Source organism: Thalassotalea litorea, from assembly GCF_005843925.1.
Classification (GTDB): domain Bacteria; phylum Pseudomonadota; class Gammaproteobacteria; order Enterobacterales; family Alteromonadaceae; genus Thalassotalea_A; species Thalassotalea_A litorea_A.
In genome coordinates this window covers 20,157-34,183 of the sequence record NZ_VCBC01000004.1, presented here as the reverse complement: position 1 = coordinate 34,183, position 14,027 = coordinate 20,157, and the positions used below count along the sequence as shown (strand labels likewise).

At 44.4% G+C, this 14,027-nt stretch carries 16 protein-coding genes; 10 read left to right on the top strand and 6 right to left on the bottom strand.

Translation table 11 applies throughout. The annotated features are described in order from the left end of the window. Nucleotides 1-17 precede the first annotated feature (17 nt). The gene (gene rnr / locus FE810_RS03850; protein WP_138318723.1) at nucleotides 18-2,435 is read right to left on the bottom strand and encodes a ribonuclease R; all 2,418 of its coding nucleotides are present in this window, start codon (nucleotides 2,433-2,435) and stop codon (nucleotides 18-20) included. A 247-nt stretch (nucleotides 2,436-2,682) separates the two neighbouring features. Here rnr and FE810_RS03845 point away from each other — a divergent pair, with 247 nt between their 5' ends. The 5 genes from FE810_RS03845 to FE810_RS03825 all read left to right on the top strand — a co-directional run bounded on the left by FE810_RS03845 (nucleotide 2,683) and on the right by FE810_RS03825 (nucleotide 6,563). Continuing rightward, nucleotides 2,683-3,120 carry a cytochrome b562 gene (locus FE810_RS03845; RefSeq protein ID WP_138318722.1) on the top strand — a complete coding sequence of 146 codons (438 nt, stop codon included), beginning with the start codon at nucleotides 2,683-2,685 and terminating at the stop codon, nucleotides 3,118-3,120. Between the two features lie 3 nt (nucleotides 3,121-3,123). Beyond that, on the top strand, nucleotides 3,124-3,786 hold the full coding sequence (locus tag FE810_RS03840; protein ID WP_138318721.1) for a cytochrome b/b6 domain-containing protein: 663 nt from the start codon (nucleotides 3,124-3,126) through the stop codon (nucleotides 3,784-3,786). A gap of 254 nt (nucleotides 3,787-4,040) precedes the next feature. After that, a complete protein-coding gene (locus tag FE810_RS03835; RefSeq protein ID WP_138318720.1) occupies nucleotides 4,041-4,652 on the top strand; it encodes a CAP domain-containing protein in 612 nt (203 codons plus the stop codon). Nucleotides 4,653-4,684: 32 nt separating this feature from the next. Then, on the top strand, nucleotides 4,685-5,140 hold the full coding sequence (locus FE810_RS03830; protein ID WP_138318998.1) for a YaiI/YqxD family protein: 456 nt from the start codon (nucleotides 4,685-4,687) through the stop codon (nucleotides 5,138-5,140). 142 nt (nucleotides 5,141-5,282) lie between these two features. Then, entirely contained in the window at nucleotides 5,283-6,563 is a 1,281-nt protein-coding gene (locus FE810_RS03825; RefSeq protein WP_138318719.1) for a dicarboxylate/amino acid:cation symporter, read from the top strand. Between the two features lie 145 nt (nucleotides 6,564-6,708). Here FE810_RS03825 and FE810_RS03820 read toward each other — a convergent pair whose 3' ends face one another. Beyond that, the gene (locus FE810_RS03820) at nucleotides 6,709-7,509 is read right to left on the bottom strand and encodes a DUF2145 domain-containing protein (protein ID WP_246036895.1); all 801 of its coding nucleotides are present in this window, start codon (nucleotides 7,507-7,509) and stop codon (nucleotides 6,709-6,711) included. A gap of 20 nt (nucleotides 7,510-7,529) precedes the next feature. Then, nucleotides 7,530-7,901: a hypothetical protein gene (locus FE810_RS03815; protein ID WP_138318718.1), complete on the bottom strand. Its 372-nt coding sequence runs from the start codon at nucleotides 7,899-7,901 to the stop codon at nucleotides 7,530-7,532. Between the two features lie 189 nt (nucleotides 7,902-8,090). On the opposite strand from FE810_RS03815, the gene FE810_RS03810 reads away from it, so the two are divergent. The 5 genes from FE810_RS03810 to FE810_RS03790 all read left to right on the top strand — a co-directional run bounded on the left by FE810_RS03810 (nucleotide 8,091) and on the right by FE810_RS03790 (nucleotide 11,707). After that, the gene (locus FE810_RS03810) at nucleotides 8,091-8,840 is read left to right on the top strand and encodes a helix-turn-helix domain-containing protein (RefSeq protein WP_138318717.1); all 750 of its coding nucleotides are present in this window, start codon (nucleotides 8,091-8,093) and stop codon (nucleotides 8,838-8,840) included. A 57-nt stretch (nucleotides 8,841-8,897) separates the two neighbouring features. Then, a complete protein-coding gene (locus FE810_RS03805; RefSeq protein ID WP_138318716.1) occupies nucleotides 8,898-9,527 on the top strand; it encodes a dUTP diphosphatase in 630 nt (209 codons plus the stop codon). A gap of 194 nt (nucleotides 9,528-9,721) precedes the next feature. After that, nucleotides 9,722-10,429 carry a 5'-methylthioadenosine/S-adenosylhomocysteine nucleosidase gene (gene mtnN / locus FE810_RS03800; RefSeq protein ID WP_138318715.1) on the top strand — a complete coding sequence of 236 codons (708 nt, stop codon included), beginning with the start codon at nucleotides 9,722-9,724 and terminating at the stop codon, nucleotides 10,427-10,429. A gap of 127 nt (nucleotides 10,430-10,556) precedes the next feature. Further along, nucleotides 10,557-10,976, top strand: coding sequence for a rhodanese-like domain-containing protein (locus FE810_RS03795; RefSeq protein WP_138318714.1), 420 nt, complete (start codon nucleotides 10,557-10,559; stop codon nucleotides 10,974-10,976). Nucleotides 10,977-10,990: 14 nt separating this feature from the next. Beyond that, nucleotides 10,991-11,707 carry a trimeric intracellular cation channel family protein gene (locus FE810_RS03790; RefSeq protein WP_138318713.1) on the top strand — a complete coding sequence of 239 codons (717 nt, stop codon included), beginning with the start codon at nucleotides 10,991-10,993 and terminating at the stop codon, nucleotides 11,705-11,707. A gap of 9 nt (nucleotides 11,708-11,716) precedes the next feature. On the opposite strand, the gene FE810_RS03785 is transcribed toward FE810_RS03790, so the two are convergent. The 3 genes from FE810_RS03785 to tyrS all read right to left on the bottom strand — a co-directional run bounded on the left by FE810_RS03785 (nucleotide 11,717) and on the right by tyrS (nucleotide 14,017). Beyond that, nucleotides 11,717-12,058: a ribonuclease E inhibitor RraB gene (locus tag FE810_RS03785; RefSeq protein WP_138318712.1), complete on the bottom strand. Its 342-nt coding sequence runs from the start codon at nucleotides 12,056-12,058 to the stop codon at nucleotides 11,717-11,719. An 82-nt stretch (nucleotides 12,059-12,140) separates the two neighbouring features. Next, complete coding sequence (locus tag FE810_RS03780; protein WP_171022253.1) at nucleotides 12,141-12,698, bottom strand: DUF4136 domain-containing protein; 558 nt, start codon at nucleotides 12,696-12,698, stop codon at nucleotides 12,141-12,143. Nucleotides 12,699-12,817: 119 nt separating this feature from the next. Next, nucleotides 12,818-14,017 (bottom strand): tyrosine--tRNA ligase, encoded by a 1,200-nt coding sequence (gene tyrS, locus FE810_RS03775; RefSeq protein WP_138318710.1) that lies wholly within the window; start codon nucleotides 14,015-14,017, stop codon nucleotides 12,818-12,820. Between the last annotated feature and the right edge of the window lie 10 nt (nucleotides 14,018-14,027).

The following is a 14,027-nucleotide window of genomic DNA, read 5'->3' as shown; positions in this document are numbered from 1 at the left end:
CATTTAACCTGCAACTGTTAACCTTTCGGGTTTTTACGAGCATTCTTACCTGGCCTGCCCTTACGCTTTTTGGCGCTGGATTTTTTAGTTTTGTTGCCGCGTTTGTCCGCAGGCGTAGTTGCCGATGTTTTATCAGAGCCCGCTCGCGAACCCGGTGCCGATGACCTAGCCGATGACTTGGGTGCATTGCCATTCGGTTTTGTCCGGCGGCGCAAGCCTTTCGCCTTGCCTTTACTTTTTGCTTTACCAGCAGTCACGGGGTTGCCTATCGTCAAATCAATTTTCTTGTCGTCAATATTCACCGCAGCCACTTGCACTTCGATAATATCGCCAACATGGTATTTAACCCCACTGCGTTCACCAACCAGGCACATGCGAACTTCATCATGATGAAAGAAATCCTGCCCTAATGAGCTGATGTGAACTAAACCTTCAATATGAAAGTCCTGCAAGCGCACAAACATGCCAAAATTCGTGACTGTGGCAATTACCCCTGTAAACGTATCGCCAACATGATCCTGCATGAATTCACATTTTAGAAAATCTGCGACATCACGGGTTGCTTCATCGGCCCGGCGTTCAGTCATTGAGCAATGCTCACCGAGCTCGGTCACTTGACCAAGATCATAATCATGGAAACCAACATTAACCTTATCGCTTTGTTGCTGTTCTAAAATTGATTTGATGACGCGATGCACAACTAAATCTGGATAGCGGCGTATGGGGGAAGTGAAATGGGCATAATGGGGCAGTGCTAAACCAAAGTGGCCTATATTTTCTGCTTGATAAACCGCTTGTTTCATTGAACGCAGTAACATGGTCTGGATCAGTTCCTGATCCGGTCTGTCGCTGATTTTATCAATAATATCGCCAAAGTCTGCAGGTTCTGGTTCTTTCTTCTTCTCAAGGTTTACGCCTAACTCACTCAAGTAGTTAAGCAGATTCCCATACTTTTCTTCATTAGGTTTATCATGGACTCGGAACAAACCGGGTTTTTGATGTTTTTCGATAAATTTCGCGGTAGCGACATTGGCCATAATCATACATTCTTCGATGATTTTATGGGCGTCATTTCTCACTAGCGCCTCTACCGATTCAATCTTGCGATTGGCATTAAAGATAAACCGCACTTCTTCGGTTTCAAATTCAATTGCACCACGGTTTCGGCGTGCGTGCACCAAGGCATGATAGAGCTGATGTAAATTTTCCAAATCGTTAACCTGGTCTTTATATTGCTCCCTTAAGGGCGCATCACCATCGAGAATAGCCGCGACCTTGGTGTACGTAAACCTTGCGTGGGAACGCATTAATGCAGGATAAAACTTAGCACCGGTTAACTTACCTTTAGCGCTGATGGTCATTTCGGACACCATACACAAGCGGTCAACGTGAGGATTTAATGAACACAAACCATTTGAAAGCACCTCAGGAAGCATCGGAATGACCTGCTCGGGAAAATACACCGAGTTACCACGTTTTATCGCCTCACCGTCTAATGCCGTTTCAGGACGCACATAGTAACTGACATCGGCAATAGCAACCCACAAGCGCCAGCCACCGGATTTTTTCGGCTCACAAAAAACCGCATCATCAAAATCTCTGGCATCTTCGCCATCGATGGTTACCAGTGGTAAGTTTCGTAAATCCACTCGCCCTTGTTTGGCAGATTCTGGTACTTCCTCAGTTAACGTTGCCGTTTCTGCCAACAATTCATCATTCCAGGTATGGGGCAAATCGTGTTGATGGATCGCGACCTGAATTTCCATACCTGGCGCCATATGATCCCCTAACACTTCGGTGATCTGGCCAATGGCAGATGAACGTTTTGATGGGCGTTGTAATAATTCAACAATGACCATTTGACCATGACGAGCGGCGCCGCGTTTGTCTTTCGGAATGACGATTTCGTGGGTAATGCGCGCATCTTCTGGCACCACCACAATACTTTGGTTATCAACAAATAACCGGCCAATAATGGCATCTGTGCGGGGCTCTAATATATCGAGAATTTTAACTTCTTGTTTGCTTTTAGTATCAGCCCCTTCCACCACTCGCGCTTCGACGATATCGCCATGAATGACATTGCGCATTTCATGGTAAGGGATGAATAAATCCTTATCGCCTTCATCGGGCTTTAAAAAACCAAAACCATCGCGATGACCAATGATTTCCCCGGTAATGACGGTGGTAGCACTCGCTTTTGCATATTGCTTAAACTTGGTGAACAGCAATTGCCCGGCGTTTTCCATCGCGCGTAAGCGGCGTTTTAATGCAATTTTTTGCTCTTCGCTTCTATAATCTAATAGTTTGCAGATTTGCACGAAGGTTAATGGGTAGCCTTTTTCTTCAATAAGTGACAGCAAAAATTCACGGCTGGCAATTGGCTTGTCATATTTTTTTGCTTCACGATTAAAGTGGGGATCTTTGGATTTCACTCAGTCCTTTCCAATTCAGTAGACAGATCAGCGATTGTGGAATTTTCTCCCAACTCACCGTCTGGTAAGGAAAACTTGTCCACAGTATATCTCAGTTAAACAACAAGCACCTAACTTTGTGTTCACCATTAGAACCATTCGCGGCAAAGCGTCGTATAAACCCGATAAACAATATTGAATATTCCTCTTAACCTCTGTATAAATTTGCCAATGACAGATTTTAGTACAACAAAATGAGAACTAAATTATGAAAAAGTTATTAATTTCCAGCTTCGTATGCGCTTTAACCATGTCTGGTCCGGCGATGGCCAACGATGTTCATCCAATGTGTGGTGAAACCGAACTTGCAGGCATCATGGGCGACATGAAAGACAATATGAAAGCTTATAAAAAAGCCATGAAAGCCGGCGACACAGAGACGATGAACGTCGTTGCTCAAGACTTGCTTGCCAATATTGAAAAAAGTGATGGTTTAGTACCTTTACAGATTTCGGATAACAAAGAATTAACTGCCGCACAGCAGGCTGATTTTGATCAATATCAAAAAGGCATGGCATATTTACAAGAATCTGCTGAAGCGCTTAGCAAAGCGACTACAGATGACGAGCGTAAAGCAGCGCTAAGTCAAATCGGTAAAGCCAGCAAAAAAGGTCACAAAGCCTTTAAAATGGATTGTGACGATTAATTCATGTCCGCAAACAGCGTAAAAGTCTGGGACAGCTTTACCCGGGTTTATCATCTAAGCCAGCTAGTGTTGCTGGCTTTGCTTTGGTATACCGGCGAAGAAGGCATTTTTGAATGGCATTTTATTGCCGGATTTACCCTACTTGCACTCTGGCTTACTCGCATCTTCTGGGGGTTTGCCGGTAGCCAAACATCACGTTTTGCAAATTTTATCAAAACGCCGATTGCGGTGGTTAATGCCTGGCGCAACAATGATATCGCACGCCCTCATGTGGGTCACAACCCGGTAGGCGGATATATGGTGATGGCCCTGTTGTTAACATTAGGGTTGCAGCTAGCCACGGGTCTGTTTAGCTCAGACGATGTCTTTAGCGAAGGACCTTTGTATGCATTGGTAAGCGATGATATCGCTGCTTTTATGGTGTCCTGGCATAAAACCTTATTTGATGTATTACTCGTCCTGATTGGCATTCACGCCATTGCTGGAATCTTGCATGTCGTTCGTGGCGACAACGTCATTGGCGCCATATTTACCGGTCGCAAAAAGCAACAAATGATCGCACAGCCGACTCAGATACAGTTTAAAAATGGTTTGATCGCGATTTGCATCTGGTTGATATTAAGCGCCGTGGTCAATTACTTCGGTTTAAATTTTTCCAGTTATTAGCTTTGCATACTTAAGCGAAATACAGATTGCCCTTGAAGGTTCGAAATAATCGCACCTTCACTTCCACTCCAGTGTGAGCTGTTATTAAATGCCCCCCCTAATCAACAGACACCTCTGCGCGACATAGGTGATAATTGTTCTTCCAACAGGAATGTTTACCCTTCACAAATAAAGCACTGCCAAATTTTTATATTATTTTTCATGATGTTGTGGTGAAATAGATAGCAATTTTGCAGTCACACCTCATCTAAATCATGAAGCGTTCATTCCCTTTAATTCTGTCTCTTATATTCATTACTACTATTGCAACCGCAAAAAGTGCCCCCGTTTTTACAAATGAGTGCGGCAACCACCAGCAAGCGGTTATTCTGGCAAATTTAATTAAACAAGATAGTGAGCAACAACGAGCAGAGTTGCGTTGTAATAAGCTTTTGACGGCATTGGCTCAAGATAAAGCCCGAATCATGGCAGAACACGGGATGGTAATGCATAACCTTGATGGCAGTCCGAACTCTCACTTACGCAATGGGGGTTATCAACTTCCTGACTATTACGGTAGTATGATGAGTAATCAGGTAGAAGCCATTGCCGGTGGCTACACGAGCGCCGATTCGGCTTGGCGTGCGTTTAAACAATCCACCGCCCATCGCCAGCACCTCTTAGGTGAACTGCCTTTTTATTTGGAGCAGGACGAAATCGGTGTCGCTTTTCTACGAGATACTAATGCCCCTCATGTCGAGTACTGGGTCGTATATGTCAGCAAAGGTTATATGCCAAATCAAAGCAACCAATTTAGTGCCGAGCAGATTCCAAACAAATCGATTTTTGACCCGGTTTTAAAACCCGATCAACAACAAAGAAAATAGATAGGAACCTTAACCTTATGGCAGACCATGACATTGTGATTTGGGTAGACGCCGATGCCTGCCCAGCCCCCATCAAAGAAATTTTATTTAAGGCCGCAGATCGCACCCAGACACAAACGAACCTATTGGCCAATCATCCATTGCGCGTACCACCATCAAAATTCATTCGTTTTACTCAAGTTAGCAGTGGTTTTGATATTGCCGACGATGAAATCGTCAAACAAGTTAGCGCCAGGGATCTGGTTATCACTCAGGATATTCCCCTTGCTAAAGAAGTCATCGATAAAGGCGCCATCGCCTTGTCACCACGCGGTGAATTGTTTACTAATGAAAACATCGGCTCTCGTCTGAATCTGCGTGATTTTTTCGATACCATGCGAGCCAGTGGTGTACAAACTTCAGGCCCGGCACCACTCTCCGCGGCAGATAAGCAACAATTTGCCAATCAACTGGACAGGTACTTACGTCAAAACAAGCCGTCAAAATAGACCTTCAAAATAAGCCGTCAAATGTACATGCCAATGCAATCGCGCAAATAGGACCATCTCCCTGTGTTTTTCAGGCAAACCTTTGCACACGGAGAAAACAAGGTTAAGTTATAGCAATCGCAATAATAAAAAAAGCACTGCCATGTCAGAAACCGAAAAACCGACTAATACCCACTTTCGCCAGCAACTTTGGTTCAAAGTACTAATCGCCCTTTTTTTAGGGTTTAGTGTTGGCAGTTTGCTGAGTGAAAACTTTGGCCTGGTCAATGTAAATACGGCCAGAACTCTCGGACAATGGCTCGCTCTCCCCGGCACCATTTTTATGATGCTGCTGAAATTCATTGTCCTGCCACTGGTGTTAAGCTCTGTCATATTAGGGATTGCCAGCTCTAATGATGTGAAAGCGCTAAAGACCTTAGGTTTTGGTGTTAGCTACATACTCTGCACCAGCGCATTAGCCATTGCTTTAGCGTTTGTCCTCGCCGGCTGGATCCAACCCGGACTCGTCATGAATCCTGAGTATCTTGGGCAACTCTCGCCCCCAGAGATGCAGCGGTTGGACCTTACCGAGAATGGCTTGATCGGCATGATTACTGGAATTTTCCCCACCAATATTTTCAGCCATTTGAGCCAGAATCAAATGTTGCAAGTTGTGGTCGCGGCAATCATCATTGGCTTTGGTTTATTGCATATGGACAACAAAAGTGCACAACCATTGTTAGCACTTATGGAGAGTGTGCAATCTTTATGCATGACCATCGTACTTTGGTTGATGAAGTACACCCCCATTGTTGTCTTTGGCCTGATTGCAAACGTCATCATAACCAAAGGGCTTGGTGCGATTAGCGCCGTTTCGTTATTCTTTATTAACGTGTTGATAGGCCTGTTATGTATCATCCTGGTTTATCTGTTTATCATTGCAGTGTTTGCAAAAAAATCCCCCTGGGAATTTCTTCGTAATTGTCGGGAAGTTATGGCTCTGGCACTCGCGACCTCATCTTCCAGTGCGACTATGCCCGTAACCCTGCGAGTCACTGAATCCCTGCACGGGGTTAAACCCCAGATAAGTCGGCTGATTATTCCCTTGGGTACCACCATTAATATGGATGCCACTGCAATGTATCAGGCAACCGTCGTTTTGTTTATCGCCCAGGCATTCGGAATTGATTTAACGACGGCGCAAATGGTGACCATCGTATTGTTGAGTTTGGTTGCCTCCATTGGAGCCCCGGGTATCCCTTCCGCTTCTTTACCGATTTTAGCCGGTACGCTTGCCAGCCAAGGATTGCCCGTGGAAGGAATGGCACTTATTCTGGGGGTCGACCGCTTGCTCGATATGGGCCGGTCTGTGGTCAATGTTACCGGTGATATGACTGCCGCAACCGTATTAAATCGCTATATCAATAACAAGTCTAACGACTAAAACTGGTGTTTTGAGGCGCTTGCCTGCAATAGAAAAGATTCTTTTCGATACCTTCAATGGTAAACCACAATAAACATTGAAAGCATTTGAAAAGAATCTTTACGGTTTTCCGGATGAAAACCACCGTTTTTAACACCGCGCTCTTTTACAATAGCGAACTGGTATTACCGTTTTCATCGAGCATTACTGCGTTACGCATCAAGCTATTCTCCTCCAAATATTGTGCGATAGAGGTGAATGTCGCGGTATAAATTTTGCCACTATGATCCTTCAAGGTGAGATCTTTCATAAAGGCCGAACCAAACAGCAGGGCAAGCGGACTGGTTTTGATGCGTTGCGGCTGAAAATAAGCCTTGGCATTCGCTTTTAACTTTGCCTTGTCCGTTGTTTGATAAATGCTGGCATTGATCACATCCAGAGTATGCTCAGTACAGTTTTGAAATTCACCGTTAAATGGATTAGCCATCACCGAATATTCCGCATTATGGACTTTGGCGTTATCACCTCGAGCGATCGCCTGAATCAAACGAGCTTGCAATTGCGGTTCAGGAATAATGATCCCAGCCTTGAGATCATGAACGCCCCAAAAAAAGTCGACCGGATAGTCGGTAACGAGCGTACTTTTACTTTTGTCACCTTCTTTTTGGTAAAGGTTATGCACCGCATACCCTTGGATGGTGTCGCCATTATCGAGTTGAATATCCGAATAAATGGCAATCGCTGCATGGGTAAAGGTTACACCTTCAGGTAACTGAGATTTCGGTCTGCCAATTCGGCCAATAATGAATGCCCGGGCACCTTGCTCAGCCGCATAGCGCTCCACTTGCTTAGCAAAAGACTTCAATACCTCAACATCATGTTGGTTGTCCTTTGGGCTGGCACTTCCAGCCCAACTCGTACTAATGGATAACGTACAAATCAACGTTATCGCAATTGTTCTGATCATGGATAATCTGTTCATCATCACTACTCCTGATTGCCGTTTGTCTGTTCATGGTTAATATTGATCACCACGTTTGGCGCAGGATCAGGTTCAGTTTTGACCACTGGCGATGAGGTCACCGTTAGCTCAGTGATTAACAGCGGCTGTGTCGTCAACGCATTTTCCATTAACGCATCACCTGCCCTGCCACTGGCATTGCCAACGGCACCGAGTGCCGTTAGCGGTACCGCCACCACACCACTCACCGCTTTACCACTCGCCGTACCCGCATTAGAAACAGCGAGTGCACTGTGCTTTCCTGCTTGAGCAGAATGTTCCGAAACGCCTGGTGCTGCGCATACAGAGCCAGAAACCAGAGCGAGTAGCGTTGTACTTATCATGACTAATGTTTTCATTTTCACTTCCTTCCTAAATAGAGATTTTGTTGAGTGCCTTCTTGCTCGAGGCATATTCACTATGGAAGGTGATTTATTATTTGTATACCAAGATTGTTAATGTCGTGTTAACTTAAACCCAAGGTATAGCTAAAATATACTTTTGTTGTTTTAGCAACACGATTAATGTCTCACTAAGGTCAATTAGAAATGTCGCAGATCCCGAAAATGATGCAGGTGTTAAAACGGCTGCTCAAACAACAGCAACTCACCTATGCAGATGTTGCCGCCAGTTTTTCGATGAGTGAGGCGAATGTAAAACGTTTTTTTTCACAGCAGCGATTAAGCATGGATCGACTTGAACAATTATGTGAATTATTGGATTTGACCCTGTCTGATTTCTTTTATCTGGTTGAAAAACAGCAACAAAAAATTTCTCAATTAACCTTAGAGCAAGAGCAACAACTGGTAGATGACCCGAAGCTATTGTTAGTCGCCGCATGTGTTCGCGATGGCTGGAGTTATCACGATATTATTTCAACCTATACCATTGAACCGCTACAGGCGGTGCGATTGCTCGCTCGTCTGGATAAACTTAATATGATTCAACTGTTACCCAACAATCACTATAAGCTATTAATCGCCCACGATTTTCAGTGGATAAGTCGCGGACCATTAGAGCGTTTTATCGCTAACGACGTGATGAACAAATTTCTGATGTCTGATTTTCAGGATGATAATGCGTTTCGATTTTATTTGCGGGGTAGCTACAGCGCATCGAGTATTAATTTAATTAAGAAAAAGCTACAACACCTGAAACAGGAGTGTGATGAGTTGAACCAACAGGACAGCAAAATCAATCCCGCGAATCGACAGCACATTGGCGTTTTATTGGCGATGCGCCCATGGGAACTTTCAATGTTTCGGCAATTAAGAAGAAGGGATGAGCATAGCAATTAGCGTCCAATTCGGGCACACTATAACGAAAATTTATAACGGACATGGACAACGTAAAATATGGCTGATTTATCCGTTGCGGTAACGCAAATCAAACAAATGCTAACCATGCAAGATGCAATGAATTCTCGCGTGAGTGAAACTTGGCGCGACAATGGTTATGAATGGTATCGTGCCATTTGGGTAGAGTGTGCGGAGATGCTCGACCACCACGGTTGGAAATGGTGGAAACATCAAGAATGTGATGTGCCTCAGGTACAACTTGAACTGGTAGACATCTTTCACTTTGGTTTAAGCCTGCGTCTGATGCAGGAAGCCGATAGCAATAAGATTGCCGAAACCTTAGCCACTGAAATTCAGCATCCTTTGGCCGGTAGTGACTTTAAAAACGTACTAGAAGTGCTTGCTGGTGCTGCAGTAAGTGAGCAACGTTTTGATGGGCCAAGTTTTGCGGCCTGTCTGCAATTGATGAATATGGATCTTGATGAATTATTCCGTCAGTACGTTGGTAAAAACACCTTAAATTTCTTCCGTCAGGACTTTGGTTACAAAGAAGGTACCTACATAAAGGTCTGGAATGGCAAAGAAGACAATGAAGTGCTGGCTGATCTGGTAGATTCATTAGATAGCAGTGCTAGTGATTTTCAGCAGCAGGTATATGCGGGTTTAAAAGCCGCTTACCCGGTTTAACGTGACCATCATTGCATAAACAAAGCCTGGGTTCCCCGGGCTTTTTTGTTTTCCAACCCCTTAATCTATTTCGCCCATGGCGATGCTAGCAGTCTTGCTCGCGGCGTGTTTTTAAGGAAATGTATCGCGAGCATTCACCTTTTTCCGCACAATCCTTTATAATCCGCTCATTATTTTATCCAAAAGGTTATTACATGAAAGCCGGTATCATTGGAGCGATGGAGCCTGAAGTCGCCATTTTAAAATCAAAACTTGAAAATGTTAATCAGTCCAGCCACGCAGGATACACCTTTTACAGCGGCACAATTGATGGCAGCGAAATCGTTTTGGTGCAATCGGGAATTGGTAAAGTGGCCTCAGCACTGGCAACCGCCTTGCTAATTGATAAGTTTTCACCGGATTATGTCGTCAATACCGGCAGCGCTGGTGGCTTTGAGCAATCGTTAAAAGTCGGTGACATTGTGATCAGTTCCGAAGTCCGTTATCACGATGCGGATGTAACCGCTTTTGGTTACGAAATCGGTCAGTTACCCGCGATGCCAGCGGCTTTTTTACCCCACCCGACTTTAGTGGCAGCGGCGCAATCCGGTATCGAGCAACTGCAAAACATTCAGACATTAACTGGACTGATTACAACCGGTGATACCTTTATGACCAAAGAGGAAGATATCGCCAAAGCCCGAGCAAACTTCCCGACCATGGCTGCGGTAGAAATGGAAGGTGCGGCAATTGCCCAAACCTGCCACCAGTTTAATATTCCTTTTGTGGTGATCCGTTCAATGTCAGATATCGCCGGCAAAGAATCACCCACATCATTTGAAGCTTATTTGGAAACCGCATCGGTTAATTCATCGCAATTGGTTATCAATATGTTGAGTGCACTCAAAGGCAAGTCACTTTAAGGCATTTGCAAATCGGGCTGGTTTCGCATTTTCTGTCTTGCTGCTGCAAACCTAAAACTTGCAGTGGCGAGAATGTTTATGTACCGTTACACTGACAATTGAGCTTGCCAATAAGGGAGCAAACCTTATGCTACGTCCACTTACGCTGTTTTTCGTGCTGTTGTTGTGCGCTTGTGCAGAAAAATTTCCAGTTAGTCAAAGCGAACTACCCGAACAAGCAACCCAAAGCCAGGTATTGGCATTAATGGAGAGCAAGGAAGACTTTCTGTTGCTTGATGTCCGGAGCCCTGAAGAATATAACGAAAGCCATATTACTGGCGCCGTGAATATTCCCCACGATACACTTGATCAAAATCAGCCTTTGCTTAAATCCTACAGGGGCAAAAATATCGTTGTCTATTGTCGTAGTGGCAGACGAGCACAAATGGCAATCGATACCCTCAAAGAAAACAATTTCCAAAGAGTCAGTCATTTGGAAGGAGATTTTCAGCAATGGCAGGCGAATGAGCTACCTTTAACTAAAGAGAGTATAAAGACAACTGACTAGCCGGATCATACGCGATGGAAGAACACCACATATCCGCCTTTATTGAATATGCAAATTCTATCGCGATTGTGGCGTTTGCCCTATCCGGCGCGTTAACGGCAGGTCACTATCGCCTTGATCCATTTGGTGTCATGGTACTGGCTGCTATCACTGCAGTCGGAGGTGGTACGATTCGCGATCTTATCATGGGTGTCGAGGTGTTCTGGCTGTCCCGCAATGATTATATTTACTCTATCGTTATCACCTCTTTAATCACCATGCTCTTTGTTCGACGACCGAGCCATGTGCCGATGCAGCTACTGTTGGTTGTTGATGCCTTTGGTTTAGCGATGTTCGCCGTTCTCAGCGCCCAAAAGGCCCTCGATTACCAAATGACCGGATTAATGGCGGTGATAATGGGCACGATCACCGGTGTTGCCGGGGGTATTATCCGTGACATTATCTGCAACCAGATACCGCTATTATTGCGTCGAGAGTTTTATGCGGTCGTAGCCCTGTTCTCCGCCAGCCTGTTTGTGATCTTTGAAAGTCTTGGTTTCAGTGAAAATTTCTCACTGTTTGTCTCTATGATCTGCGGGCTAGTGTTGCGTCTCGCCGCCATTTACTGGGGATTCTCTTTGCCCGCATTTGCCATTGATGATGATGAAGATGTTCATAATCAACGCGGGCGCGAAGAGGAGGAGGAAGTATGTGTAACGGCAGACAGTGACGAAAAAAAAGAAAGCCCTTGATAACCCAATTTATGCGGACTCATCATCCGCAAAATGTACACCCCAGCCATCGTTGTAGCCGTCATATTGACGGGCGAGCTTTTCAAACTGTGCTTCTTTGGCAACAATATTTTCGTAACTTGGGATCATTTTTACAGTACAGTCAACATCCCAGACTTCAGGGGTTTGATCAGGGTGTAATTTAACGTCAAGAATGTCTACCTGCGACGACAAATAATCCGCCAACGCCTTGGCATTCTCCTTTTTCTCGAAAAGTTGAAAAAACTCCACGACAACCGGTTGGCTCAAATCCATTCCAGCATCTTGCATCTCAAGCAAGATGGAACCGACTTCATCGTTTGGGATGGTCATAATTAATCTCGTAATTTGTGTATGCCGTTATTATACGGCTTTATTCGTAATTGCTGAAGAAAAGCAATGAAACTAAATGCGGTTATTTGCCAGGTGTCGTTAACATTGGTAAATCGGCCAGCCCATGTTGCACTGCCTCGATAATCAATTGCTGATTTTCATCGGAGCTGTTTTTCGGTTTCATTTTCAAACCAGATATTTTTCGGTATACGCTTCTCATATTCTTGGTCGACAATAAATCAATGATTAACGTCTCAGTATTAATATTTTTATTCAGTGTGCGTTGTTCTTTCTCAGTACAGACGAGACAGGCTTTCACTTCTCGGTTATACGCTTTAAGTTCGGCTAAGCTTGATTGTACGAAAAAATAACTGACAACCACATCGGCTTTTTCCTGTTCAGCATAGGAATAATTCAACGCTTCCATGCCTTCCTCAATCGCCAGTTCAATCCGATTTCGTTGAAAGTCACTTAGCCTTTGCACATCATTGATGGCATGGTCACGGGGAAAAAGCGCATAACTTTGGATATCAGAAAAGGCATATCCCGGATTAAAATTCGCACTCGGCTGACTGGCGCAGCCGGTCAGCAAGAAGGTGATCAGAATGAAAATATTTGCAGCAAAATTACGGTAACTCAATGTTATTCTTAGTTGGTTTCCCTAGCTTAACTCTACTCTACAGTGTAATAAAAAAGCCAGCATTAATATTAGATTAATACTGGCTTTGAAAAATGCACTGGCGCAGATTACGCGATCATTTATTTCAATGAGACCTTAGCAAATTTACGTTTACCAACCTGATAAATGGCCGTTGTACCAGCCATACAGGACAGTTTATTGTCGGTGACCTTAGCACCGTCAATTTTCACCGCGCCCTGTTTTACCATGCGCATGGCCTCTGATGTTGACGCAACCAGCCCCGCTTCTTTTAGTAAATTGCCAATCGCAATCTCGCCATTTTCAACAGTAATATCCAGCTCTGGGATATCATCTGGCATCGCCCCTTTTTGGAATCGATTAATAAATTCCTGGTGAGCCGCATCAGCCGCTTGTTGATCATGGAAACGAGCAATTAATTCTTTTGCTAACTCAATTTTAATATCACGAGGATTCGCACCTTGTTCTACCTGAGTTTTATAACCGGTGATCACGTCCAGCGCCTTAAAAGACAATAGATCATAATAACGCCACATTAAATCATCCGAAATCGACATCACTTTGCCAAACATTTCTGTCGGGCTATCGGTGATACCGATATAATTATTCAGTGACTTAGACATCTTTTGTACGCCGTCCAGCCCTTCCAACAATGGCATCATTAACACGGTCTGCGGTCGCTGGCCTTCTGATTTTTGTAATTCGCGGCCCATCAATAAATTGAATTTTTGATCGGTACCACCTAACTCAACATCGGCTTCTAAAGCAACCGAGTCCCAGCCCTGAACTAATGGATACATAAATTCATGGATGGCGATCGACTGGCCTTCCTTAAACCGCTTCTTGAAATCATCTCGCTCCATCATTCGGGCAACGGTTTGACGCGCGGCAAGTTTAAGCATACCCGCAGCACCCAGTTTATCCATCCAGGTAGAATTGAATTCAACGCGAGTCTTAGCAGGGTCTAGAATTTTAAACACCTGTTCCTTATAGGTTTGCGCATTTGCCAACACATCGTCTTGAGTTAAGGCCTTGCGTGTGACATTTTTGCCGGTTGGGTCGCCGATCATACCGGTAAAATCACCAATCAAAAAAATGACTTCGTGCCCCAATTGCTGAAACTGACGAAGTTTATTAATTAACACTGTGTGACCTAAGTGCAAATCCGGTGCGGTTGGATCAAATCCCGCTTTGATTTTTAGCGGCTTACCGGTTTTTAGCTTTTCTAATAACTCATCTTCAAGCAAAATTTCTTCGGCGCCACGCTTAATTTCAGCAAACGCCTTTTGGATATCGGTCATCAAGTTGTCT

Coding starts and splice junctions, on each gene's coding strand:
- FE810_RS03845 (WP_138318722.1), top strand. CDS start 2,683: ATGAAAAAGTTATTAATTTCCAGCTTCGTATGCGCTTTAACCATGTCT.
- FE810_RS03840 (WP_138318721.1), top strand. CDS start 3,124: ATGTCCGCAAACAGCGTAAAAGTCTGGGACAGCTTTACCCGGGTTTAT.
- FE810_RS03835 (WP_138318720.1), top strand. CDS start 4,041: ATGAAGCGTTCATTCCCTTTAATTCTGTCTCTTATATTCATTACTACT.
- FE810_RS03825 (WP_138318719.1), top strand. CDS start 5,283: ATGTCAGAAACCGAAAAACCGACTAATACCCACTTTCGCCAGCAACTT.
- FE810_RS03820 (WP_246036895.1), bottom strand. CDS start 7,509: ATGATCAGAACAATTGCGATAACGTTGATTTGTACGTTATCCATTAGT.
- FE810_RS03815 (WP_138318718.1), bottom strand. CDS start 7,901: ATGAAAACATTAGTCATGATAAGTACAACGCTACTCGCTCTGGTTTCT.
- FE810_RS03810 (WP_138318717.1), top strand. CDS start 8,091: ATGTCGCAGATCCCGAAAATGATGCAGGTGTTAAAACGGCTGCTCAAA.
- FE810_RS03805 (WP_138318716.1), top strand. CDS start 8,898: ATGGCTGATTTATCCGTTGCGGTAACGCAAATCAAACAAATGCTAACC.
- mtnN (WP_138318715.1), top strand. CDS start 9,722: ATGAAAGCCGGTATCATTGGAGCGATGGAGCCTGAAGTCGCCATTTTA.
- FE810_RS03795 (WP_138318714.1), top strand. CDS start 10,557: ATGCTACGTCCACTTACGCTGTTTTTCGTGCTGTTGTTGTGCGCTTGT.
- FE810_RS03790 (WP_138318713.1), top strand. CDS start 10,991: ATGGAAGAACACCACATATCCGCCTTTATTGAATATGCAAATTCTATC.
- FE810_RS03785 (WP_138318712.1), bottom strand. CDS start 12,058: ATGACCATCCCAAACGATGAAGTCGGTTCCATCTTGCTTGAGATGCAA.
- tyrS (WP_138318710.1), bottom strand. CDS start 14,017: ATGACCGATATCCAAAAGGCGTTTGCTGAAATTAAGCGTGGCGCCGAA.